This window comes from Enterocloster sp. 210928-DFI.2.20 (genome assembly GCF_020554465.1).
Classification (GTDB): domain Bacteria; phylum Bacillota; class Clostridia; order Lachnospirales; family Lachnospiraceae; genus Enterocloster; species Enterocloster bolteae.
The window spans coordinates 157,949-182,738 of sequence record NZ_JAJCHK010000001.1 but is presented as its reverse complement, the minus strand read 5'-3'; the positions used below and the strand labels follow the sequence as shown (position 1 = coordinate 182,738).

At 52.4% G+C, this 24,790-nt stretch carries 22 protein-coding genes; 2 read left to right on the top strand and 20 right to left on the bottom strand.

Going from position 1 to position 24,790, the window contains the following annotated elements; genetic code table 11:
- Window positions 1-3: 3 nt before the first annotated feature.
- The 4 genes from LI015_RS00815 to speB form a co-directional block, all read right to left on the bottom strand.
- On the bottom strand, window positions 4-462 hold the full coding sequence (locus tag LI015_RS00815) for a (2Fe-2S)-binding protein (RefSeq protein WP_002567926.1): 459 nt from the start codon (window positions 460-462) through the stop codon (window positions 4-6).
- Window positions 459-1,253: an FAD binding domain-containing protein gene (locus LI015_RS00810; protein WP_002589651.1), complete on the bottom strand. Its 795-nt coding sequence runs from the start codon at window positions 1,251-1,253 to the stop codon at window positions 459-461. The genes LI015_RS00815 and LI015_RS00810 overlap by 4 nt, the downstream gene beginning before the upstream one ends.
- A gap of 106 nt (window positions 1,254-1,359) precedes the next feature.
- A complete protein-coding gene (locus LI015_RS00805; protein WP_002567928.1) occupies window positions 1,360-2,796 on the bottom strand; it encodes a YjiH family protein in 1,437 nt (478 codons plus the stop codon).
- A gap of 25 nt (window positions 2,797-2,821) precedes the next feature.
- Window positions 2,822-3,772, bottom strand: a complete 951-nt coding sequence (gene speB / locus LI015_RS00800; RefSeq protein ID WP_002567929.1) for an agmatinase — start codon at window positions 3,770-3,772, stop codon at window positions 2,822-2,824.
- 210 nt (window positions 3,773-3,982) lie between these two features.
- Here speB and LI015_RS00795 point away from each other — a divergent pair, with 210 nt between their 5' ends.
- Window positions 3,983-4,897 (top strand): LysR family transcriptional regulator, encoded by a 915-nt coding sequence (locus LI015_RS00795; RefSeq protein WP_002567930.1) that lies wholly within the window; start codon window positions 3,983-3,985, stop codon window positions 4,895-4,897.
- A 4-nt stretch (window positions 4,898-4,901) separates the two neighbouring features.
- Here LI015_RS00795 and LI015_RS00790 read toward each other — a convergent pair whose 3' ends face one another.
- From LI015_RS00790 to ruvA, 6 genes are all read right to left on the bottom strand, one after another.
- The gene (locus LI015_RS00790) at window positions 4,902-6,356 is read right to left on the bottom strand and encodes a peptidoglycan D,D-transpeptidase FtsI family protein (RefSeq protein WP_002571749.1); all 1,455 of its coding nucleotides are present in this window, start codon (window positions 6,354-6,356) and stop codon (window positions 4,902-4,904) included.
- Complete coding sequence (locus LI015_RS00785; RefSeq protein WP_002567932.1) at window positions 6,356-7,711, bottom strand: FtsW/RodA/SpoVE family cell cycle protein; 1,356 nt, start codon at window positions 7,709-7,711, stop codon at window positions 6,356-6,358. Before LI015_RS00785 ends, LI015_RS00790 begins: the two co-directional genes overlap by 1 nt.
- Window positions 7,712-7,716: 5 nt before the next feature.
- Window positions 7,717-10,077 carry a U32 family peptidase gene (locus tag LI015_RS00780; protein WP_227123736.1) on the bottom strand — a complete coding sequence of 787 codons (2,361 nt, stop codon included), beginning with the start codon at window positions 10,075-10,077 and terminating at the stop codon, window positions 7,717-7,719.
- 82 nt (window positions 10,078-10,159) lie between these two features.
- A complete protein-coding gene (locus tag LI015_RS00775; RefSeq protein WP_227123734.1) occupies window positions 10,160-11,032 on the bottom strand; it encodes a cell division protein ZapA in 873 nt (290 codons plus the stop codon).
- A 336-nt stretch (window positions 11,033-11,368) separates the two neighbouring features.
- Window positions 11,369-12,376 (bottom strand): Holliday junction branch migration DNA helicase RuvB, encoded by a 1,008-nt coding sequence (gene ruvB, locus LI015_RS00770; protein ID WP_002567935.1) that lies wholly within the window; start codon window positions 12,374-12,376, stop codon window positions 11,369-11,371.
- A gap of 41 nt (window positions 12,377-12,417) precedes the next feature.
- Entirely contained in the window at window positions 12,418-13,047 is a 630-nt protein-coding gene (gene ruvA, locus LI015_RS00765) for a Holliday junction branch migration protein RuvA (RefSeq protein ID WP_002567936.1), read from the bottom strand.
- 218 nt (window positions 13,048-13,265) lie between these two features.
- On the opposite strand from ruvA, the gene LI015_RS00760 reads away from it, so the two are divergent.
- Window positions 13,266-14,372, top strand: a complete 1,107-nt coding sequence (locus LI015_RS00760; RefSeq protein WP_227123732.1) for a ribonuclease H-like domain-containing protein — start codon at window positions 13,266-13,268, stop codon at window positions 14,370-14,372.
- Window positions 14,373-14,441: 69 nt separating this feature from the next.
- Here the strand turns inward: LI015_RS00760 and LI015_RS00755 are convergent, their stop codons facing one another.
- The 10 genes from LI015_RS00755 to LI015_RS00710 form a co-directional block, all read right to left on the bottom strand.
- Window positions 14,442-15,326, bottom strand: coding sequence for a site-specific tyrosine recombinase (locus LI015_RS00755; RefSeq protein ID WP_002567938.1), 885 nt, complete (start codon window positions 15,324-15,326; stop codon window positions 14,442-14,444).
- 229 nt (window positions 15,327-15,555) lie between these two features.
- Window positions 15,556-16,953 carry a lipase family alpha/beta hydrolase gene (locus LI015_RS00750; protein WP_002571744.1) on the bottom strand — a complete coding sequence of 466 codons (1,398 nt, stop codon included), beginning with the start codon at window positions 16,951-16,953 and terminating at the stop codon, window positions 15,556-15,558.
- Between the two features lie 22 nt (window positions 16,954-16,975).
- Window positions 16,976-17,839, bottom strand: coding sequence for an EamA family transporter (locus LI015_RS00745; protein ID WP_118017528.1), 864 nt, complete (start codon window positions 17,837-17,839; stop codon window positions 16,976-16,978).
- A 38-nt stretch (window positions 17,840-17,877) separates the two neighbouring features.
- Window positions 17,878-18,420 carry a hypothetical protein gene (locus tag LI015_RS00740; protein ID WP_002567941.1) on the bottom strand — a complete coding sequence of 181 codons (543 nt, stop codon included), beginning with the start codon at window positions 18,418-18,420 and terminating at the stop codon, window positions 17,878-17,880.
- A gap of 92 nt (window positions 18,421-18,512) precedes the next feature.
- On the bottom strand, window positions 18,513-19,109 hold the full coding sequence (locus LI015_RS00735; protein ID WP_002571742.1) for an NUDIX hydrolase: 597 nt from the start codon (window positions 19,107-19,109) through the stop codon (window positions 18,513-18,515).
- 40 nt (window positions 19,110-19,149) lie between these two features.
- The gene (gene proC / locus LI015_RS00730; RefSeq protein WP_002567943.1) at window positions 19,150-19,947 is read right to left on the bottom strand and encodes a pyrroline-5-carboxylate reductase; all 798 of its coding nucleotides are present in this window, start codon (window positions 19,945-19,947) and stop codon (window positions 19,150-19,152) included.
- Window positions 19,948-20,052: 105 nt separating this feature from the next.
- Window positions 20,053-21,321, bottom strand: a complete 1,269-nt coding sequence (locus LI015_RS00725) for a diaminopimelate decarboxylase (protein ID WP_002571740.1) — start codon at window positions 21,319-21,321, stop codon at window positions 20,053-20,055.
- A 109-nt stretch (window positions 21,322-21,430) separates the two neighbouring features.
- A complete protein-coding gene (gene pyk / locus LI015_RS00720; RefSeq protein ID WP_002567945.1) occupies window positions 21,431-22,867 on the bottom strand; it encodes a pyruvate kinase in 1,437 nt (478 codons plus the stop codon).
- A 77-nt stretch (window positions 22,868-22,944) separates the two neighbouring features.
- A complete protein-coding gene (locus tag LI015_RS00715) occupies window positions 22,945-23,775 on the bottom strand; it encodes a rhomboid family intramembrane serine protease (protein WP_002567946.1) in 831 nt (276 codons plus the stop codon).
- 35 nt (window positions 23,776-23,810) lie between these two features.
- The gene (locus tag LI015_RS00710) at window positions 23,811-24,752 is read right to left on the bottom strand and encodes a magnesium transporter CorA family protein (RefSeq protein WP_002567947.1); all 942 of its coding nucleotides are present in this window, start codon (window positions 24,750-24,752) and stop codon (window positions 23,811-23,813) included.
- Window positions 24,753-24,790: the final 38 nt, after the last annotated feature.

Here is a 24,790-nt window from a genome sequence, read left to right as displayed (position 1 = left end):
TGCTCACACCTCCTGTTTCGATTCCAGATATTTCTTAACTGCCCGCAGCTGGGACATATATCCGCTGCAGCGGCACAGGTTGCCGGCCAGATACTCCTTGATGGCCTCCTCATCCGGGTTTTTAAGCTCCCGCTCCATGGCCAGCACATTCATGATGAAACCGGGGCTGCAGAATCCGCACTGCTCCCCGCCTTCCGCTGCCAGAAACATGCCGAATTCCTCTGCTTCCTTCTGAAGTCCTTCCAGAGTGGTGACATGGCGCCCGTCTGCCCTGACAGCCAGGATGGAACATGACAGCACAGGCTTTCCGTCCAGCCATACGGTGCACAGGCCGCAGTTGGCTGTCTCGCAGCCGCGTTTCACGCTGTAGCAGCCCAGGCTTCTCACTAAATCCAGAAGAAGGTCATCCGGCTCAGCCTCTGCCTGCACATTTTTTCCATTTAACCGAAACTCTATATTCATCCTTTGCTTACGCTCCTTCCTGTCAGTCTCTCCATAAGGCGTCTTGTATACACAGCAGCCAGCTGGCGGCGGTACTGTCCGCTTGCCCTCGTATTGCTGCCATAGGTAAAGGAATCAGCCGCCTCCCCGGCAAGCTGCGCCAGACTGTCATACCCGTCGTCCTTGATTTTCACGACCTGGGCCCGTCCCGGCCTGGCTCCCACAGCCACATACCAGTCATTGCCCCACCGGGATACACAGCAGGCTATGACCGGGAAATCCGTTTCCGAATTCCTCTGGGTGGTATAGGCTGCTTTTCTTCCGTCTTTTTTTATAATGATGCGCACCAGAATATCCCTGTCATCCCGGCGCACAGGCCGTTTGGCAAATTCCTCCAGAGGCACTATGCCTCCGTGATAAAGCTCCACATATGTATCCAGGGCCATCAGGCAGGTCAGGATGTCGGAAAATCCAAAGCGGCTGTAAATACTGCCTCCCACTGTAGCCAGGTTGCGCATCTGAACGCCCACGATATGGCGTGTACATTCCTTAAAAACGCCTCCGAAATACTGGTCAAGCCCCTGGTCTGTCTCCAACTGGCGCAGGGTGCACATGGCGCCAATCCTGAATTCTTCCTTGGTTTCCTCGATTTTATCAAGTCCCAGGCCGGACAGGTCCACGATGGTACGTTTGGTCACACTGGTCATCTTAAGCCACACCATGCCTCCCACAACCAGGCTGCTGCGCTTCTGGCATAGTTCATACGCCTCGGACAGACTGTCCACTTTTACATAATCCTCTGCTCGGAACACGTAGATTCTCCTCTCTTGTCAAATGCGTGAATACACGCCCTAAAATAAAGCAAACAGGGAGATTATATCATGAAATCTCCCTGTTTTCTACATATACCGTTATTCTTTAAAATAATAAATGCATGAACAATGCGCTGATTGGTATGGCCACAATGGTCCGCTCAAAGAAGCAGACAATCAGTTCCTTCAGAGATACAGGTATCTTCGTTGACATCATGACCACGATGGTCTCAGAAAAGAAGATAATCTGCACCATGGACACGGTGACTACCATGTACCTGGCCCCCACGGCCAGGGTGCCGACCTTATCGGCAATCATCAGCACGGGTAAAAACATTTCCGCGATTCCAACCGGAAGGGAAGGCGCAATCTCAGCCGCATTGGGAACCTGTAACAGGACAAGCAAGGGTTCAAATAATTTGCCAATCCAGTTAAATACCGGGGTATAGGTGGCGATGAGCATTGCTATGATTCCCACGGCCGTCAGAAGTGATATTACCTTTGGCAGCACATAACAGCTGTCTAAAAGGCTGGACCGGATTTCTTTCAGAAGATTGGGCGCAGTGGCCGCTTTCTTGACCGCCCTGGAGGCTCCTGTCTTAAGCACTGCCCTGGCAGGTACACGCTCCGCCAAAATCTCTTCCTTTGTCTGCTGCCGTCCGTCTGCAAACACAGACGCCTTGCGGGACAGCGGGGGAATTCTGGCCATAAAGAAGCTGACTATAAGAGTCACCAGCAGCGCAATAAAATAAATAGGCAGAAAATATTCCGAAAGGTCTGCTGTCTCTATCACCTTATAGGCAAATCCCACGCTGACCGCGCTGAATCCCGTGGCGATGAGAGCCGCTTCCTTTTTCGTATAAATCCCCTTCTGATACAGCTTGCTGGTAATCAGAACCCCCACAGAGGCAGAACTGACAAAGGACGCAATGGCATTGACAGCACTTCTTCCGGGAATCTTAAACACAGGCCGCATAAGCGGCTCCATCAGGCTACCGATAAAATCCACGATTCCGTAATTCAGTAAAAACGGCATGAACACAGCACTGACCGGAATAATCCAGGCCACGTCCGTGGCAATGGAGTATACGGTTTCTCCTATGTCGGGACTGACGATGGCAGCCGGTCCCTCAAAGGAGGGAAAGGTGTAGTGCAGCATCAGAATCAGGGCGAATATACTGCCCAGCAGGTAAAACAGCGGATGCAGCACCGAATCCTCCTGATAATACCTGTAAACAGCTGAATCCTTGTTTTTGCAGAAATATTTTCCGTATACGCTGGCCAGGCCGTTTCCCATGATGATAATTCCTCCCATCCAGAGTCCCGCAAGTCCCAGGCCGGCTTTGATATTCTTATATATGATGCCGAAGGTGACATCCGTGCTTCCCCTTACAGTGACCGGGACAAAAAAGATGATGACTGCAATCAGGGTGAAAATGACTGCCTTTACTATCCCGCTTCTCCACTGTTCCCTGGTAAGCACCAGTGCATCTAATACCGAGTTGTCATTTAGGTTCCCGTTCACATTATTGTCATTTTCCATGCCTTATCCTCCATTGCAGCTGCCGCTATTTTGCCTTTTTCTTCACTGCCAGGATGGACAGATATTCAAATACAATGTTGGCTGCCAGATAAGCGGTTATCTCACCGTGGTCATATGCGGGCAATACCTCCACCAGGTCAAATCCCACAAAATTCAGGTCCTTTATTTTTCTTACCAGATCCAGGGCTTCCAGGGAAGTAAAGCCTCCCACCTCCGGGGTGCCTGTTCCGGGCGCATAAGCGGGATCTACGAAATCAATGTCAAAGGTCAGGAAGCAGGGCTTATCCCCCACGCGCTCCAAAATCGTCTTAATCAGGGTCTCTAAGCCCATCTCCCTTACCTTGTGGGCCGGAATCAGCTTCATTCCCAGCTCTGCCGCCATCTTATGCTCATCCGGGTCATACAGGGAGCCGCGCATTCCCACCTGAATGGAATGGGACGCATCTATCAGATTTTCTTCCAAAGCCCTGCGGAACGGCGTGCCATGGTTATATTTCTGGCCAAATACCTCATCACATAAATCGGAATGGGAATCAAAGTGCACCAGGGCAACCGGACCGTACTTTTTCGCAACCGCGCGAAGCTCTGCCAATGTGATGGAATGGTCGCCGCCCAGTACGATGGGACATGCATTTTCCTTAAGAATATTGGCAACCCCTTCTTCAATTGCCTGATAGGTGGGATGTATGTAGCCAGGAGTCACATTGAAATCGCCTATGTCCCCGCCCTTTAACCCGTCCATAATGTTTACCTGCATGATTACATTGTTAGGCTTCATCATGGCTGAGATATTCCTGATTGCATTAGGGCCAAAGCGTGAGCCGGAACGGAAGGAGCTGGCGGTGTCAAAGGGAGCCCCTGCAATAGCGAAATCCAGACCTTCTGCCGAGTCCACCTTCTGCATTCTCATAAATGTTCCCATATTACAAAATCTTGGTGATGATAAGGCACTTGCCGGTTGTTTAATATCTGTCATTATATAACCCTCCATATTATTTAACTGTATTTAATTTGATTCGTGCGCACTTTTAGTTTTATTGGACTTATTGTCGGCAATTTTCCGTTAACAACAGCATACCATCTGGAAGGCCTTCTGTGTTATATTAATACTTGATATGTTATATGGAAAATCATATAATTAGGTAGGGACTATATAAAAGCTGCATATATGACAGAGGGGTTATCTATGGATATCAAATATTTTGAATATGTAATTGAAATCGTGGAATGCGGTTCCATCAACAAGGCGGCCCAGAATCTGCAGATGCTGCAGCCGAACCTTAGCGTATGCATCAAGAATCTGGAGCAGGAACTGGGATTTCCCATCTTCCGCCGGCAGCACAGCGGTATACGCCTCACCAATGAAGGTGAACTGTTTCTTAAATCCGCCAGGAAGATTGCCACGGAACTGGAAACCATCCACAACATTCCGTCCATGTTCAGCCACAAGGACAACCTTTCCATTTCCTGCACCTATTCATTTGACTTCATGAACCATTTTCTTAAATTCAAGAAGAAAAAACCGCCCACAGCCTGCGAGGACTCATTTAAGGAAACCGGCCTGATCCAGACCATCCGCGATGTGGTGGAACAGCGGTACCGGATGTCCCTGTTTTACTGCTTTGACACGGTCAGCGATACCTATTACGCCCTTGCCAAAAAGCATAATCTGAAGCTGATTCCCATTGCCCGCAACCGTCCCCTGATCCTTCTGGCATCAAAAAAGAACCCCCTTTCACGTAAGAAGGAGATTCCTTTTGACAGTATAACCGATTATAAGTTCATCATGTATGAAAATTTTAAGTTTGACGAATGGCTGAAAATTCTGAACTTTAAAAATGACAATAATATCTTATATGTGTTCGACCGGGGCGGCCTCATCGACGCCATCCGCCAGAGCCGGTATGTCACTGTGATGATGAAACGCTTTACCGATACATACAGCGAGGACTGCGTGGAGATTTCCATTGTGGACGCTCCCTTTGGCATGGACGCCTACTGCCTGTATCACGCCTCCTACACCATGAATTCCAGGGAGAAGCAGTTTATCCGGGAATTAAAGGAGCTGTTTGCGGATCATCCTGCCGATCGGCCCATATAGATATTCAACGGCTCATATAGATATCAAAGAGCTGTCTGGCTATGGGGGCGGCCGCCTTCCCCCCGCTGCCGCCTTCCTCCACCAGAACCGTCACCACCAGCCGCGGGGACTCAGCCGGCGCAAAACCGGTGAACCAGGCGTGGGTTTCCTTTCCTGTCTCAAACTCCGCAGACCCTGTCTTGGCTGCCACCGTATAAGCATCCGTGCGCACAGCCGACCCTGTTCCCTCTGTGACAACCGCCCTCATAAGCTCCGTAAGTCCTGCCGCCTCCTTTGCGCTCATAAGGCTTCCGTACGCGGCGGGCATGAACTTTTTGATGGTTTCATCCCCTGCGCTGACAACAGAGTCCAGAAAATAGGGCTTCATCAGAGTGCCGCCGTTGGCTATGGCAGCCGTAATCATGGCATTGTGAAGGGGAGTAATCTGGGTCGTCCCCTGTCCGATGGAGGTCTGCAGAATTTCCCAGGTTCCGGCTCCGGGTTTCATGTTGTAGGCGCTCTCCTTATAGGGAATCCCGCTCAGGGGAAGCGGTCCGTTAAAGAGAAGGTCCCCGGCGGTGCTGTTCCACTTTCCCAGGTCCATTGTAAGGCCCAGGCTGGCAAATGCGCCGTTGCAGGAATTGGCAAAGGCCAGGGTGAAATCCTGATGGCCGTGAGCCGTACTGTGATAGCACTTAATCCGGTATTCCCCGTTCTCGTACACACCGCCGCAGTCAAACTGGTAATTCTTATAATCCGCGGGATGTTCCCGCATATATTCCAGCGCAGTCACTATCTTAAAAGTGGAGCCGGGTGGGTAAAGACCCTGGGTGGCCCTGTTTAAAAGCTGGCCCTCCTTATTATCCTGGGCGGTCAGGGCTTCCCAGTCCCCCAGCAGGCTGTTGGGGTCGTAACCGGGCTTGGATACCATGGCAAGTATCTTGCCGGTATCCGGCTCCATGGCAATGACCACGCCCTTCCTGGCTCCCAGCGCGGCATAGGCAGCCTGCTGGAGTTCCGTATCCAGGGTGGTGTATACATCATCCCCCGGATTCTTATTGCCGGTCAGTTCATTTCCCACCTGCTCCATCAGATTCACATGGGAGGTCAGCAGATAGAAATTGGCCAGGGCCTCGATTCCTGTCTTGCCTTTGGTGGAATAGCCCACCGCATGGTCAAAGATATCCCCGAAGGGATACACCCTTGTCTCGTTTCCCCCGCCGTCCATCTGGGTCTGGGCCAGCACCGTGCCGTCCGATGCCAGAATCCTGCCCCTCACGATGCGGTCCGAAAAGCTGTCCAGCCTTGCGTTGTAGGAGTTGTTGATTACATCCTCGCTCTTTACCTGGAGGAAATATCCCAGATAGGCTGCCAGCCCCAGGAACAGGGCCACCACCACATAGGTGATGCCCAGAATGCTGCGGTTGGATTTTGAGTTGGGCTTTGGATTGGGCTTTGGCCCGGCATCCGCCTTCTTCATCACGGCATCACCTCCTCTCCGGTTTCTTCCTCATCGTTGCGTTTCAGAATGTAAAGCCCCTGGATAATGCCAAACAGCAGGAAGGTTCCCAGGATGGAGCTTCCTCCGTAGCTGACAAAGGGCAGCGTCACTCCTGTGGACGGTATGAATTTGGTCACCCCGCCAACCGTCAGGAATACCTGCACAATATACTCCACCCCCAGGCCAAATGCAATCAGCTTGTAGAACACGGCCTGCATTCTGGCTGCAATCATCATGAACTGGATAAAACAGCCCAGGCAGATAAGAAGTACGCAGATGGCAAAAATGGCTCCCATCTCCTCTGACACCGCTGAAAAGATAAAATCCTTCTCCACCACCGGTATCTTTCCCGGCATTCCCTGGCAGAGTCCCATGCCAAACCATCCCCCTGTGCCAATGGCAAAAAGGGACTGGGTAATCTGGTATCCCTTGTTCTCTATATCGGCCCACGGATTGCTCCAGGCCGCCACCCTGCGGCGCACATGGTCAAACAGCTGGTAGGCTGCCAGGGCGGCTCCTGTTCCCAGGGCGCTTCCCGTTATCAGATACACCCAGCTTCCTGTGGCAACAAACAGCATCAGCAGGTAAGTGACAAAGAAAATCAGGGCGCTTCCCAGATCCTTTGACAGCACCAGAACCAGAACATGAGCGCCGGCCACGGCCGTTGTCAGGAAAATGGTTTTGAAATCCGTGGACTGATAGAACATGGACGCCACAAAAAACACAAAGGTCAGCTTCACAAATTCCGACGGCTGGATGGATACTCCTGCTATGGTAAGGGACAACTGGGCGCCGAAGCTCTCGTTTCCGGCAGCCCATACCACCAGAAGAATCAGGAGCCCTGCCCCCGCATATACCCACTGAAGCTTATAAAGCTGCCATACCCGCTCCATGATATAGGGCACCAGCCAGGCCAGGGCCGCGGATATGACCACAATGGCAAACTGGCGCAGGGCCTTGTCCAGGCCCTTTGCCATGGACAGCCGGGTAAGCATGATAAAGCCCACGCATAACAGCATACAGGCGTTGTTTACCAGCAGTCTGGACACATTCCGGTACAACAGGCGGTACAGGTAAATATAACACAGGAAAAAGACCACCTGCGCCCCGTAAAATGCCAGAAGCATGGCCTGCATTCCCTCGTCCTCTGTCTTCAGGAACATGACCAGGTATGCCAGAAAATGTATGGCGAACATGGCCCGGTTCTGTCTGGCACATACCCTGCGCTTGCGTTCCATATCCGGGAAGGAAAAGAAGCGGAAATTCGCATAGGTATAGACTGCCATCAGCAGTATCATCAGGTATTTGGATATTTCTACAATCAGATTGGTCATAAGCCTCACTCCACTCCGCGCTTAAAGTGTCCCCTGGTAAAGTCTCTGAAGGGGGCTTCCACATCCCTGCCATATACAAAGGAACCGATGAATGCATCCAGTACCTTTTCTGTCTGCTCTGTTCCTTCTACCGTAAACTGAAGGCGGAGGCGATCCGGCATGAGCCGGCCCACCAGCTTTTCGCTGCCCAGCAGGGACAGGGGCGCTGGATTGTAAATGGTATTATAGCAGAAGGAACAGTGATTCTTTACCGGAAGTAAGGCGCCTGTCCTGTCCTTCATCATAAGTGTTCCCCGTTTATGGGTACATCCTTTCACCGTATTGGTAATGCACTGGGCCGATACCATCATGGGCGCGTTTCCATAGATAATAAGCTCGCTGGCCATCCCCAGGCCGCGGCAGGCCCCAAGAACAGGCTCTATCTCACGGCTGTTCAGCTCCCAGGGCATGGTGAGCAGGGATGTCCCCATAGAGGCCAGCACCTCTGCGGACCGGCTGTTCCAGCCATATACCGAGGCGTCCATGCCAAAGGGAAGGGACGTCTTTTGATTTTCCTGTTCCATAAGATCCTTCAGCCATACGGCCTCCTCCAGCGCTCTGATCAACACGCCGTCAAAGCCTGCCTGGCACAGCAGGCGGCGGTTCGCTCCCAGGTACCTCTGGGCATGGGAACGGAATATCTGCGGAAGGGCCAGCCAGCACTGTTTTCCCCTGTCGTGGCAGCGGTCTGCAATATCCCTCCACTGGTCCGGATTAAAACCGTCCGCATCCAGATAGACCACCGATATCTCACCGCGGGCCAGCACAGGAGAAAGCTGGGCTGTTTCTTCCAGGAAGGCGGTGAGGACAGACTGGGATTGCGGGGCCGCGGTTTTGGTGGGAACAGGCCGGAATTGCGCTCCTATGCCCCCTTCACCTGTCAGCACCCTGGCGCCGGTGAGCTTTTTCTCCAGCTCCTGAAAGCCGGTGCGGCGCAGCTCATTGAGGGCCTGGACCGGAAGGAATAAATCTCCTTCTATTTGGGCTGTAAGTGTCTCGAAGCTAAAGGGGCTCCCGCCCGTCTTATTCAGCTGTTTTAATACCTTCTCCCGGGTCATGGGCTGATGTTCGGCAGCCTGGGGCGCCTGGCCCAGAACCTGAACCTTTTCCCCGCGGCTCTCCAGCGTCAGGCGGCTGGGTTCTCCCTCTGCCAGCTCCACATGCCCCCGCACCTTCTCCTTCAGTTCGGCCACCACATAGGTCTTATCCAGATATTCAAAGAGTTTCTGGTTTCCCTCCCTGAACTCCGGTTTTTCCTTCAGCGCAACCATGCCCCGTCCATTGTGCCGGGCATAGTAGCCGTCTGTGAACCCGCCTCTGTCAAAGAGATCCAGGAGCATTTTCCTGTCCTCGGGCTCCACGAAATATCCGTCCCTCCCCTGCTCCAAATACCGGTCCACGTACTTGCGGTAAATGCTCACCACACCCGCCGTATATCTGGGGCTTTTCATCCTGCCCTCTATCTTTAGGGAGTACACGCCTGCCTCTATGATATCCGGCAGGATGTCCAGGGTGCATAAATCCTTCAGGCTCAGCACGTATCTCTCGCTGCTTTTATTGAGAGGGGATGGGCCTGTCCGGCCGGAGGCGGCCGGCTTTTGGTTCCGGTTCTTTTTTCCGGTCTGTTCTATGATTCGGGACCTGGCTCCTGACTGGCCGGCCTGCTCAGGCGCGCAATGTTTGTCTTTCTGCCGGCTTAAATTTCCAGGCTCATACACTGTATAGGGAAGACGGCAGGGCTGGGCGCAGCGTCCCCTGTTTCCGCTTCTGCCGCCGATAAGGCTGCTCATAAGGCATTGCCCTGAATAGCAGTAGCAAAGGGCTCCGTGTACAAAGCTCTCTATCTCTATGTCTGTCTCATCATGGATCCGCCGTATTTCCTCCAGCGACATTTCCCTGGCGGTGACTACCCGGCTGCATCCCATTTCCTTCATCATCCTGGCCCCGTATACGCTGGTCACTGTCATCTGGGTGCTGGAATGAAGCTCCAGCCCCGGAAAATGCCGGCGCATGAAAGCCAGGGCTCCCAGATCCTGGACGATGACACCGTCCAATCCTCTGTCGCAGTAGGGACGCATGTAGTTTTCCAGCTCCTCCAGCTCATCTTCCTTGAACAAGGTATTGACTGTCATATACAGACGGCGTCCGTGCAGATGCACATAGTCGATTGCCTCCAAAAGCCCCTTTTCATCCGGGTTATCCGCGTAGGCCCTGGCTCCGAACCGGCTGCCCCCCATATAGACCGCGTCAGCTCCTGCTGCCACTGCTGCCTTCATACTGTCAAATGACCCTGCCGGTGCCAGTATCTCTACCTGTCTCTTCTCCATTTTGTCCAACCTTTCCTGAACTGTTTCCCTGAAATAAAAGATGCCTCACGTATCCCCATGAGACATCCCCCTCGTAATCTTCTTATCTTCTTCCACCTTTGTGGGAACCGGCTTTTCTGGCTGCCTGCAGTGCTTTTCTGGCAAGCTCCTCATCCGTCATTCCCCCTGCGGGCGCCGCCGCAATGGGTTCCGCAACAGGCGCAGCAGGCGGTGCCGCGGTTGCCGCTGCCTGAGCGGAAGCTGCCGTCATTCCCCTGCCTGCTTCTGACGCCGGGTTTAACACCCGCAGTGACGGAGCCGGCTGCTTCTGTGCAGTCTGGACTGCCGGCGTGTCCGGCTGCTGCGCGGATGCGTCTGCTTCCGGTGTCTGCGGCACGGCCTCCGGCTGGGATGATTCCCGGGCACCGGAACCGGAAACATATTCCGTCCGGGAGGCATTCAGTGTGATGCCCGCCTCCACTTCCACGGTTTCTTTTATCTCCTCCACTGCCTGAACTACGGCATTATTTTCCGTATCAGCGGATGGGTTATTTCTGAGATTCTGAAGGTTTTCCCTGGCTTCCTTTAATTCGCCTTCCAGCTGGGCGGTCCGGCGGTTCAGACGATCCATCTCCCTCTGGCGCTCCTCCAAGTCCTTAAGCACTGCCTCCAGCTTCATCTGTGTGCTGACCAGCTCATGCTTTAAGCTGTAGGTCTCCTTCTCCATATCGTTCTTCTGACGCTCCATTCCCTCGCCCCATTCCACGGCTTTGAAATAATCGTCTGCTATATTTAACTCCGTCATGACCATCTGGTAATCCGCGCTCTGTTTAGTGAATCCCGGTACCTTCCTCATGGCGCTGTTTTTCTCGTTTACGTAGCTGGCAGCTTTCTGGAGATAGCTCTCATCCTCGCTGCCGCCCAGTGTGTATACTTTTCCGTCTATTAAAACTTGGGTGTAATTTTTTGTATCCATTCTGCTCCCCTGCTTTCCTGCTTTGCTGGTTTGTGGCCTGATGATTTGTGTGGCTGGTTTCCGCGGGCCTGCTGATGCGCCGGCTGGTACGCGGTGCGTCTGCCGGTTTCTTAGTGCGCGGCTGATTCCAGAGGGCGTCTGCCTGGTCCGCTGATGCGTCTGCCTGGTCCGCTGTGCGCGTTCGATTCCGCTGCGCTCCATCTCACTCACGGGCTTCGCCCTATGAAAAAAGACATGGGCAGATTTCCTTATGTGCCGGCACAACGGCAATCTGCCCATGCCTTTTTTCGCACTGCTCATTGCCTACGTGGACATTATACCACACCCCCAGCCTTCTTAACAAGGCGGTTTCTGCATTTCTAGCCCCAGGTGGCGGCAGGCTGTCTCGGTGGCCATGCGGCCCCTTGGGGTGCGGTTGATTAGACCGTTCATAAGGAGGTATGGTTCGTATACCTCCTCCAGGGTTCCTGAGTCTTCTCCCAGGGCCGCTGCCAGAGTATCTAATCCCACGGGGCCGCCGGAGAATTTTTCTATAATCATCAGCAGGATATTCCTGTCGTTCTGGTCCAGTCCCAGCTTGTCTACATCCATGATGTCCAGGGCAAAATCAGTTACCTCCCGGGTAATAACGCCGTCATATTTGACCTGGGCAAAATCCCTGACCCGCTTTAACAGCCGGTTGGCCAGCCTTGGGGTTCCCCTGGAACGTCTGGCCAGCTCCATGGCTCCCCCTGCTTCGATTTCAACGCCCAGGACCCTGGCGGAGTGGAGGATAATGATTTTCAGTTCCTCCGGCGTATAGAATTCCAGGCGCTGGATCACACCAAACCGGTCCCTTAGGGGCGCGGTGAGAAGTCCTGCCCTGGTGGTGGCTCCCACCAATGTGAAATGGGGCAGGTCCAGACGTATGGACCTGGCAGTGGAATCCTTTCCCAGCATGATGTCAATGGCAAAATCCTCCATGGCCGGGTACAGCACCTCCTCCACCTGACGGTTCAGACGGTGTATCTCGTCCACAAAAAGCACATCCCCCTCCTGGAGGTTATTCAAAATGGCCGCCATCTCCCCGGGCTTTTCAATGGCCGGGCCGCTGGTGACCTTCATATTGGTTCCCATCTCATTGGCAATGATGCCGGCCAGCGTGGTTTTGCCCAGACCCGGCGGGCCGTAAAACAGCACATGGTCCAGGGGCTCCCCCCTGGTCTTGGCTGCTTCTATATAGATGTTCAGGGTGGATTTAATCTTCTCCTGCCCCACATAATCCCTGAGACATTGGGGTCGGAGCGTGGTCTCTATGCGCTCGTCTTCCGCCGTCACTTCTGTTGTTATAATCCTGCGTTCCATTTACACCTCTGCATATCCCAATTTGACGTTTGCCAGAATCCCTACAGGAAGGACAAATGCTTCAGGGACGCCTTCAGCACATCCTCCGAAGTCATTCCGTCCGTAACCTCCACCTGCTTCACTGCCCTGGATGCCTCTGTGTTGGTGTAGCCAAGAGCTACCAGTGCCTGGACCGCCTCCTTGGCCGCTTCCACCAGGCCTGCCACGGATGCGCCTGTATCCGCGGCACCCATGCCGGCCCCGCCGGCCATGTTCCCCAGCACGTCGTCCATGGATATCTTGTCCTTCAAATCCAGAATCAGGCGCTGCGCCGTCTTGTTGCCAATGCCCGGCGCTTTTGCCAGAGCCTTCACATCCTCGCTGACAATGGCAAGGCGCAGGTCGTCGGGACGGAGCACGGAGAGAATTCCCAATGCTCCCTTTGGTCCGATGCCGTTTACTCCCAGCAGCTGCCTGAACATGTCCCTGTCCTGGCTGTGCAGGAAGCCATAGAGCGTCATGGCATCCTCCCTTACCTGAAAATATGTATAAACCGTCACCTCTTTCCCCATTCCCGGAAGCTCCGGGAGCAGGGAGACAGGTACGTGGATGGCCAGGCCCACATGGCCTGCCTCCACCACGATAACGTCTTCCTCAATGGCCATGAGAGGCCCTTTTACGTAAGAAATCATGTATTCTTCCTGTTCTTTCTCTCTCTAATGTCCTGCCCTTCATCATATCATACCCATGAATTCAATGCAAGTCTGCCGAACAAATATTCTGTTTTGGACCAAACTCCGGGCATCAGACACTTGCGTTCCCGGATTTTTTAGTATACACTAACCCATAGGGGCTATCCGGAACTGACCGCTGCTCATATCCGGTTCCCTCTAAAAAGGAGTGACTACACATGATAACCATTAAACATCCTGTTGATTTACCTGACACATATCCTCTGGACCGCATCGGCCCCCTTAAGGACCTGCTTTTTTTCGATATAGAAACCACTGGCTTTTCCGGCGACACATCCCAGCTGTATCTGATCGGCTGCACATACCACGACGGCTTTGGCTGGAAGCTCATACAGTGGTTTGCCGACTCGCGCGAATCCGAAAGGGAGCTTCTGACAGCCTTCTTCACCTTCATGGAGCGCTTTAAGATACTGGTACATTTTAACGGAGACGGCTTTGATATCCCCTATCTCCTAAAATGCTGCCGCCGGCTGGAGCTGCCCTATAATTTTGACTGCATAAAAAGCGTGGATATCTACAAAAAAATAAAGCCCTACCGCAAGCTGCTGGGCCTTGAGAACATGAAGCAGAAATCCATAGAACAGTTCCTGGGCCTTGCCCGGGAAGACAAATACAATGGAGGGCAGCTCATAGAGGTTTACCGTGAATACCTGATGACCCATGAATCCTTCCTGTACGACCTGCTGATTCTCCACAATGAGGACGATTTAAAGGGCATGCCCTCCATACTGCCTATCCTGAGCTATGCGGATATGATGGAAGCCCCTTTTTCACTGGAATCCCAGCAGCTTTTCACCTATGACGACATGGCAGGAAATGCCTGCCCCTTCCTCAGCCTTACCTGGAAAAGCCGCTGCGCCATCCCGGTGCCCCTGGCATACGACAGCGCCCCGGTGAGCCTGGAGCTGAACCGGGACACTCTTATATGTAATATTGCCCTCTACCAGGGAGAGCTCAAGTACTTTTATTCCAACTATAAGGACTATTACTACCTGCCCCTGGAAGACACGGCCATTCATAAAAGCGTAGGCGAATATGTGGACAGGGATGCGCGCACAAAAGCCACGGCCCGGACCTGCTACACAAAAAAGCAGGGGCTCTTCCTCCCCCAGTTCGGCGCTCTCTGGTCTCCGGCTCTCATGCAGGAATATAAAGCATCCCTCACCTACGCGGAATATGAACCGGAAATGCTGACCCCGGACAGCATGGCTGACGCCTATGCCAGGCAGATTCTCTCCTATGTGAGCCAGGCAAAGGAACTTTAATATCCTGCACCACACAAAAAAGCCCTGTCAAAAAGACAGGACTCATTTAAACATCATTACCGCATTTTCCTATTTTCTGGGCAAAGCCGCCCGGTAGGTTTCTCCCACCGTATTGCCGGAATAGGCAGCGTACATATGGGTGGTGGTGGAATCGGAATGGCCCAGCATGGCCTGGACCGCATGGATATCGGCGCCGCCCCGAATCAGATGGGCCGCAAAGGAATGGCGCAGGGTATGAGGGGTTATATCGGCCTGGATACCGGCCTTTTCCCCGTAGTACTTGATAATCTTCCAGAAGCCCTGGCGGCTCATGGCCTTGCCGCTGCAATTGGTGAACAGCCACTGGGATTCCTTACCCTTAAGCAGCTGTGAGCGTCCCTTTTCCAGATACACGCTCAAAGCCTGCTTGGCCGGCTTCCCAAAAGGAACCATGCGCTCCTTCTGTCCATCCCTGCAGGTGATATAGCCCACCTGCATGTTAAGATCCGAAAGCTCCAGCCCGATTAGCTCTGACACACGTATTCCCGTGGCGTACAACAGCTCCAGCATTGCCTTGTCCCGTATTTCCTTGGATGTTGTCATGCCCGGCTGGTCCAGCAGAGCGTTGACCTCATTCACGCTCAGTATCACAGGGGCCTTTTTCTCAATCTTGGGCGCTTTCAGGAGCTCCGCCGGGTCCTTGCGGATTCGTCCTTCTTTGAACATGAAATTGAAAAAAGCCTTCATGGATGCCAGCTCCCTGGATATGGTGGTCGTGGCCTTCCCCTCTTTTTCCAAAAAAAGGATATATGAATTCAGACTGGTCTTAGTCACCTTTTCAACTTCTGTTATTCCTTTATCCTCCAGAAAAGACTTAAGCTGCATCAAATCTCTCTGGTAGGAAATTTCCGTGTTCCTGGAGGTCTTTTTCACATCCCTCAGGTAGCTCACAAAGCTTTTTATATCGGACGTCATATCGCTATTTTCCCCTAACCCGTTTCTCACAAAAAGTAGCCCAAAATCGTATGCTGACTATCATTATATCTGCATTTTTCCATAAAATCAAACACATTTTTCCCACTTTGGGCCCCATTTTCAGGTGATTAACATAAAACATACAACATGTTGGAAGGGGGTATTTTTGCATGTCAATATGTTGTAAAGCAATGGTAAAATATTTTTCTCACATAACCCCTGAAAAACATCAGAATCCCTTTTCTTTCAGTGTTTTTACCAGCTCCACATAAAACTCCGTCACATCAAATCCCTTGTAATCCTCACGCTTTAAATCAATCATATCACCGTGGGATATACCTCTGTGCTTACGGTTGGCAATGGTACCTTTAAACTCGCCCCACATGGCGGACTCCGGTGTCACCAGCCCGTCATTTTTCCCATCCACAGCCCGGATGATCAGGTAAGGAAACCATAAAAGGGGATCGCTGAGGAAATCCCTCATAACCGATGCGTAACTCTGGTAATAAACCCCCGGCGCATCCGCCACCTCTTCGTTGAAACAGATGCTGGCTCTTGTGCTGAACTGGTGGGTGGCCGTGTAGAAGTCCGGGTGCGAGTCACCGAACCTGCTGAACCACAAATCAAATACACCTGCAATGGCGCGGTACAGGCCTTCGGGCAGCCTGCACGCGTAGTCCACGAACCGGCAGCCCCGGTGAGGCGTATTGATGGTGGTCAGGGACGCTACCATGGGTGCCGCTCCCAGCCTGGATATGGCATAGCGGGAATCCAGGCCGCCCTTGGAGTGGGCAATGATATTCACCTTTTCACATCCCGTCTCCCTGCATATCTCCTGTATTTTTCTGTAAATATCGCCTGCATTGTACGCAACCGTTGCAAATGCCTCCTGGTTGCCGTAGTAGATATCCGCCCCATACCGGGCCAGCTCCCTTGGAATCCTGCCCCAATAGTTAAAATACCGCAGGTCCCTGAACCCCACCCCGTGAACCAGAAGCAGCGGATACCTGGTGCTGCATATCTGCGACTGGGCGCGTACCTGGCGCACGGATTCCTTGTAGCAGGCAAAATCATATTCCCCGTGTACAATTCTCATGGCATAGAGCAGAACCCCCAGGTTAAGACCCGGAATCCACATGGCTAAGAGCATCAGGATGCGGTATTTGAGCCGCAGCCGGACAGAGGTGAAAAATATGCGCAGGATTCCGTTCCACAACAGGATAAACAGCATGATTGCGCTGTAGATGCCGTTTATCCACAGAACCCTCTGGTCATGTACGGCCCGGTACGCCTTGGGATACAGCCATAAAAGGACGGCTGCCTGGGCAGCGAACCCATACAGGGCGCTGTAGCACAGACTCCGGCCGCCTTCCATGATGGTCACCCGCCATGAGGCAAAGAAATCTTTTTTTCTGGGCATGATATTGTAAGCCATCCAGACCAGCCAGGTACAGGCCAGCCCCACAGCCAGAAGCCCTGTCCGCACAGCCGGGCTAACGGCTCCCTCCGGCGGCCAAATCCCTCCTGCCCATACATAGGCTGCCAGGGGTATATTCACTGCATATGGTATGTACAAAGCCAGGAACAGCCGCTTTAAGCAGATTCGTCCCGTTTTTTTCTTCTTCACGTACATCTCTCCTTTTGGATTCCTATAATAACAGCAGAAGCGTACCTGCGGTCAGAAGAACCAGACCTGCAAAGGATTTGCGGTCCAGCCTCTCCCCCAGGAATATTCGGGAAAACAGTATGGTCACCAGAATGCTTAACTTGTCAATGGGTACAACGACACTGGCAGGCCCCTCCTGCAGGGCCCTGTAATAACACAGCCAGGAGGCCCCTGTGGCAAATCCCGAAATAACGAGGAAACACCAGCTCTTTGGCGCGATTCTACCCAGATGCTTCTGCTTTCCCTGAAGGAATACCAGGAGCCAGGCCATTGCCAGCACCACGCAGGTACGGATGGCTGTTCCCAGGTTGGATTCCACTCCCTGTATTCCAATTTTTCCCAAAATAGCTGTAAGGCTGGCAAATGCAGCCGATAAAAGGGCAGCCCCAAGCCATCTTCTGCTTCCTGTCTTTTCCACTCCTTGCTTCCGCTTCTGAATCATCATCAGGGTGCCTGTCCCAATCAGGGCCATGCACAGGATTTTCATACCCCCAAGTCCTTCCCCCAGTATCAGGGCGGCCAGAAACATGGTCAGTATGGTACTGGATTTATCAATGGGGGCCACCTTGTTCACATCCCCCAGCTGAAGGGCCCTGAAATAAAACAGCCAGGAAGCCCCTGTGGCCACGCCGGACAGTACCAGAAACAGACAGGTTTTGGCGCTTATGGTTCCTATGGAACCAGCTGAACCGGTAAGGAACACCATAATCCACGAAAACACAAGAACCACTGCGGTACGGACCGCGGTGGCCAAATCCGAGTCCGTATCCCTGACGCCGATTTTCGATAAGACGGCAGTCAGGCCGGCGAACACAGCTGAACCGAACGCATACAACAGCCATTCCATATTTGCTTCCCCTTTTATCCTTTGTATCCTCTGCTCCCCTATGGAAAAAGCCCCCACAGGAAGGGTGAAACGAAAACCTCCAGGAACGCCCCTGCGCCGGTGATAATTAACAGCAGAAGTCCCGGCAGGATATGGAGCTTTTTCTGAATCTGGCCTGACCAGCCTGACAGCACGTACCACACCAGGAGATAGACCAGACCATGGGGCAGGACCGTACATAAAAATGCAGCGATTCCCAACAGTCCCTTGCGGATGGTCAGCACAGACAGAACCACTGCCAGGCTCATCCCTGCGTAAAAGGTCAGGAACCCAAACAGCATCTGGCTGCACACAGTAACTCCGGCCAGCCACCCGCCGCAGGTCTCCAGGGCCCTCTGCCTGAATACAGTTATATATTCCTTTACTCCCCTGTTTCCGCTTCCGAAGGAGCCCGCTGCTCCCAGGATACACCCCTGCACCGTGGGACCGCCAAATGCCAGCGCGGCTGCCGTACCGCAAAAAATCCCTGCCGTAAAACAGAACAGCAGCCAGTCCTCATAGGTGAGCGTCCCCAGACGCAGCCTTAACCACCTCATTCCCATGCATTATCCTCCTGTCCCAGTTTACAGGTAAGAAACATATCAGCTGCAGCTTCTCCCCCACTACTGTATGACAGAAATACATGGTTTATGACTTAGCCCTTGACCATGGTGTCCTTCTTATCCTCAGAACGGTATTTTCTGGCATAGGCCATAATGGCGGCAATGGTCTTGCCGTCCGTAATCTTTCCTGTGTATATCATGTCCTCCAGCTCTCCCAGGCTGCATGGAACCACATTGATCACCTCATCCTCATCCAGATTCTGATGGGAGGGAATCAGGTTGTGGGCCACGAATATGTCAATGGCCTCATCGCAGAAGGCAACGGTTGTGGTAAGGCTCATAAGGTACTCCAGGTTCTCCGGTGATTCCACCCTGTATCCTGTCTCCTCCTCCAGCTCCCGGAACGCGCACTCCACCTTGGGCTCCCCCGGCGCATCCAGCTTGCCTGCCGGAATCTCCAGGGTGTAGCGGTCCAGGGCATTGCGGTACTGGCGCACCATAAGGATTTTTCCATCGTCGGCAACAGGCAGGACAGCCGCCGCACCATCGTGATGGATGAAATCCCACCTGGCCTCATGGCCGTTAGCCAGGACCTTGTCCTCGTATATCTTAAGAATGTTTCCCTCATATTTAAGCTGGCGGTCCAGCCGTATCACCGGTATCTGCGTATTCTTTTCCTTATCTTCCATGTCTGTTCCTTCCTCTCTGTTTTGGTTTGATATTATTGTCCTACTTCATGCTCTGGGTCTTCTCATAGCAGGCGTCCGCCGCCTTGATGAGCGCATTTCTCAGTCCGTGCTCCTCCAGGGCTGATACGCCCGCAATGGTGGTGCCGCCCGGGGAACACACCTCGTCCTTTAACTGGCCCGGATGCTTTCCTGTCTCCAGAATCATTTTTGCGCTGCCCAGGACAGTCTGGGCTGCCATGGCATAGGCAGTCTTTCTGGGAAGGCCGTATTTGACCCCTCCGTCAGCCAGGGCCTCAATAAACATGTACACAAAAGCAGGCGAACTGCCGCTGACACAGCCAACTGCGTCCATAAGCCGTTCTTCCACCATCTCCACCCGTCCGCAGGAGGAAAATATGTCCCGTACGGTTTCCTTTTCCTCCTCTGTGCAGGAGCCTTCCCTGCAGGAAATGCCGGTCATGCCTTCTCCCAGCATGGCAGGCGTGTTGGGCATGGCTCTTACCACCCGCACATTCCCGCCCAGGCGCTCTGTGATATTGGAAATCGTGACGCCGGGAGCCAGGGATATCACCACCTGCTCCGGCGTTACCACATCCCTTATCTCCGAAAACACCGCGTCAAAATACTGGGGCTTTACCGCCAGTATCAGATACTTCACCGCCTTTGCGCATTCCCTGTTGGAACCGGCATGGGGCACCTTTGTCCTGGCTGTCACTGCCTCCATCTTATCCTGATGGGCCGCTGAAAATATCATATCCTCCGGTCTGTGCGTCTTGAGAAGCCCGTTTAAAATGGCATTTCCCATGTTTCCCATTCCTATAAAACCAATCTTTACCATCCTCATACCTCCTTGTCATGAACATTCAAACCGCAGCAAAGCCCCGGCAGACTGCCTTCTGCAGTGCGCCAGGGCTCCCGGGCATACATGATGCCTCTTCATTCATCAGTCAATATTCCTCAGTATATCACAAAAATCAAAGGTAGCAAAGTAATCCTCAGGAGTTTCTGCCCTGCGTATCATCTCCACAGTGCCGTCCTCCTTTAACAGAAGCTCTGCTGACTTCAGCTTTCCGTTATAATTATATCCCATGGCGAATCCGTGGGCGCCCGCATCGTGGATAAACAGAAGATCTCCCTTTTTAATTTCCGGAAGCATGCGGTCAATGGCAAACTTATCGTTGTTCTCGCACAGGGAACCTACCACATCGTACATGCGGGTACATGGCTCATCCTCCCGGCCCATGACCGTGATGTGATGGTAAGCGCCGTACATGGCCGGCCGCATCAGGTTCACGGCGCAGGCGTCCACGCCCACATACTCCTTATAAGTGTGCTTCTCATGGATGGCCTTTGTCACCAGGGCGCCGTAAGGCCCCATCATGAAACGTCCCAGCTCCGTGCACAGAGCCACATCATCCATACCGGCGGGAACCAGAATCTCTTCATAGACCCTTCTTACGCCGTCACCAATTGCCAGGATGTCATTGGGCTCCTGGTCCGGACGGTAGGGGATTCCGATGCCGCCGGACAGATTGATGAACGCGATATGGACGCCTGTCTCCTCTTTCAGTTTAACAGCCAGCTCAAACAGAATCTTTGCCAGCATGGGATAGTATTCATTGGTCACCGTATTGCTGGCCAGGAACGCATGTATGCCGAAATGCTTTGCGCCCTTTTCCTTCAGAATCTTAAATGCCTGGCCAATCTGCTCTGCGGTCATGCCGTATTTGGAATCGCCGGGATTGTCCATGATGTCATTGCTGATTTTAAACAGACCGCCCGGGTTAAAACGGCAGCTGATGGTCTCCGGAATATGTCCCAGGGTTTCCTCCAGACACTGGATATGAGTGATATCATCCAGGTTGATGATGGCTCCCAGCTTTTCCGCATAGGCAAATTCCTCAGGAGGCGTATCGTTGGAGGAAAACATGATGTCAGAACCGGAAAAACCGCATGCCCTGGACATCATAAGCTCTGTCATGGATGAGCAGTCCGTGCCGCATCCCATGTCTTTCAGTATATTTAACAGGAAAGGATTGGGCGTGGCCTTGACCGCAAAATATTCCTTATATCCCCTGTTCCAGGAAAACGCCTGCTTAAGCCTGGCGGCATTCTCCCTGATTCCCTTTTCATCGTAAAGATAAAAGGGCGTAGGGTATGTCCTCTCAATCTCCCTTAATTGTTCCAGTGTTACAAATGGCTTCTTATCCATTATCTATGTGTCTCCTTTCCCTTTTTGCGCAAAAAGCCTGTCAGGAAGTACAATATGTTCAATTGTACTCCCGGGCAGACTTCCTTGTCCAGTGTTTTTTAGTTATGCTCTACTCGATATTAATAACTCTCATAATATTGGTCTGGGTGGCTGCCTCATGGCGTCTTGCGTAGGTTACGACTCCGGCTGTGATGACGGCCAGCTCGCCTTCCTCCACAAGACCTCTGTTCTTAAGCTCCTCCACCGAGTTCTCAATCAGTTCGTCCGTGGACTCTGCGCGGCGGGACCATACCGGTACCACGCCCCACTGAAGCTGCATCTGGCGGACCGTAGCCATGCTGGGGGACATGCCGATGATTCTGGCGCCAGGTCTCCATTTAGAGAGCATCTGGGTGGTAAAGCCTGTAATACTGGGAGCGATGATGACATCCGCATCCAGGTCATGAGCGGTTGATACAGAGGCAAAACACACTGCATTGGAAACATTCTTCATGTTCTGCTCCGTCACCTTCCTCTGGCGGTACCCTGCATAGTCCAGATGCATCTCTGTCTCCAGTGCAATGGAAACCATCATCTTAAGGGCGTCCACAGGATACTTGCCCATGGCTGTCTCACCGGAAAGCATCACCGCGTCCGTGCCGTCATACACTGCATTGGCAACGTCCGTCACCTCGGCCCTGGTTGGCCTTGGGTTGCGGATCATGGAATCCAGCATCTGGGTGGCTGTGATAACAATTTTACAAGCCTCGTTGCACTTGCGGATAATTTTCTTCTGGATGTGGGGAACCTTCTCTGCCGGTATCTCCACGCCCATGTCGCCTCTGGCTACCATGATGCCGTCCGCTGCCTCGATGATGGCGTCCAGATTCTCGATGCCCTCCGCGTTCTCAATCTTTGCAATAACCTTCATACTGGAACCCTGCTCATCCAGCATGGCCTTGATTTCCTTAATACAGTCAGCTGTACGTACAAAGGATGCCGCGATGAAGTCAAAGCCCTGCCTGATTCCAAAACGGATATCCTCTTTGTCCTTATCCGTCAGGGCCGGAAGCTTAATCTTTACATTGGGCACATTGACGCCCTTCTTCTCTCCCAGCTCTCCTCCGTTGATGACCTCACAGACAATGTCTGTATCCTTCACCTGGCGCACTTCCAGCTCAATCAGTCCGTCGTCAATGAGAATCCGGTTGCCCGCGGCAACATCCTCATTCAGTCCGCTGTAATTGATATAGCCGATGGTATCGTCACCTACCAGCTCCCTGGTGGTCAGGGTATAGGTCTGGCCTTCCTTCAAAGTCACCTTTTTGCCGTCCTTAAGCTGCCCTGTACGGATCTCCGGTCCCTTGGTATCCAAGAGCGCTGCGACCGGAATATCCAGCTCCTTGCGCACTTCCTTTAACAGCTCCAGGCGTCCCTGATGCTCGTTGTAGTCCCCGTGTGAAAAGTTAAAACGGGCCACATCCATACCATTCCTGGCAAGCTCCATCATAATGTTTTTGTCGCTGGTATTGGGGCCCATGGTACAGATAATCTTGGTTTTTTTCATGTTTCTTCCTCCATAAAATTGTGAGAGTTAATTGAAAGTTAATAGTGTAACGGCAGATTCAGACGTGAAAGACGGAATCATGATTTGGGGGAATCCGATTTTTTCACGTGCTGGTGTGTATATAAATGATCCATGCAGTACTCATAGCTGCCTTCACATTTTGAACAATAGCGGAACTCCATGCCGGGACTTTCCTCGTCGGTCCTGCCGCAGACCGCGCACTTGTGGTGGGTGCGGTTTACGGGCCGCATGGTCTTTACCTTGAAATCCTGCTTGCGCTTTACTTCCTTTGGGCTGTATTTCTTAAAGTCCTTTGTCATCAGGAAGAAAATGATGAAGTTGGCAAGGGACAGGAAAATGGCGATTCGCTGGGGTAAGCTGCCGTATACGAACCCGAACACCAGGAAAAAGGCATCAAACAGCGCCAGCCATTTGGCCTTGATGGCAAGTATAAAGTAAATATAAAAGTATTCCTCCGGGAACATCACTGCGTAAGCCAGGAATATGGACATACTCAGGTAAGAGGTGTTAAGGTGCATATCCCATCCCCAGATAAAGTATACAATAAACTCGGCAAGTATGATGCCGATGGCTCCCATAAAAAAGAACACGTTAAAGCGGAACGCTCCCCACACCGCCTCCAGGGACCGGCCCAGTGAATAGTACATGAGCGCCGCAAAAATAATCCAGAAGGGGCTCAGTGTGGGCGGGTACAGCAAAAATGTCACCAGCCTCCAGACCTGTCCGTGAAGAATAGCCTCCGCGTCCAGACTCAGGTACCGGGTAAAGAACATGGGGTCCATGTACATCATGACAAAACCCATGACATACATAATGATAATGTAATACATCAGGTTGTGAATGGCATATCTGCCAAACCGGCGCTCAAGCTTATTAAAAAATCTCATCCTATCATCCTTTTCATTTGCCTGTGTGGCTTTATTTAAAACAGGTCTTTCTTATTAAATATATACGCAACAAACAGTGACAGCAGAAGGGTCAGGCCCAGTACTATGGCAAATCCGTAGGGACTGTCCGCAAAAGGCATGCCATGAGAGTTTACGTTCATGCCGTAGAAGCTGGCAATCATGGTTGGTATGGACAGAACAATGGTAACGGTAGCCAGAAACTTCATGACAATATTCAGGTTGTTGGAGATAACCGATGCAAACGCATCCATGGTGCCGCTCAGGATGCCGCTGTATATGTTGGCCATCTCAATGGCCTGCTTGTTCTCCACGATTACATCCTCCAGCAGGTCCGTGTCCTCCGGGTACTTCTTTATCTTCTCAATGCGCAGCAGCTTTTCCAGCACCACCTCGTTGGAACGAAGGGAGGTGGTAAAGTATACCAGCGACTTCTCCAGCTCCAAAAGCTCAATCAGCTCCTCGTTCTTCTGGGACTGGTGGAGCTTGCGCTCAATGACTTCACTCTTTTTATCAATGATTCGGAGGTATTGCAGGAACTGGGTGGCATTTTTATAGAGAATCTGCAGGATAAACCTGGTTTTCATGAAGGTGTGGAAATCCCTCACCCTTCCGTCCATAAAGGAAGTGAGCACAGGCGTCTCCTCCAGGCAGACCGTAATCAGCACATCCTTGGTGGTGATGATAGCCAGAGGGATGGTGACAAACCAGTCCTTGCCGTTGCGCTCCTCTATGGAAGGAATGTCCACCAGAATCAGGGTGTATTCATCCTCCACCTCTATACGGGACCGCTCTTCCTCATCCAGAGGCGCCCGCAAATGGTCCGGATCAATCTGATAGGTATCTGCGATGTCAATGATTTCTGAGGCTGTAGGGTTTGTTAACGCAATCCAGCAGCCAGGCTGCATCTCTTCCTTTTCGTGCATAGCACCGTCTTCGGTCTTAAAAATCCGTATCATGCGAACTCTCCCCCATTCTGAAATTATACGTTCTCATT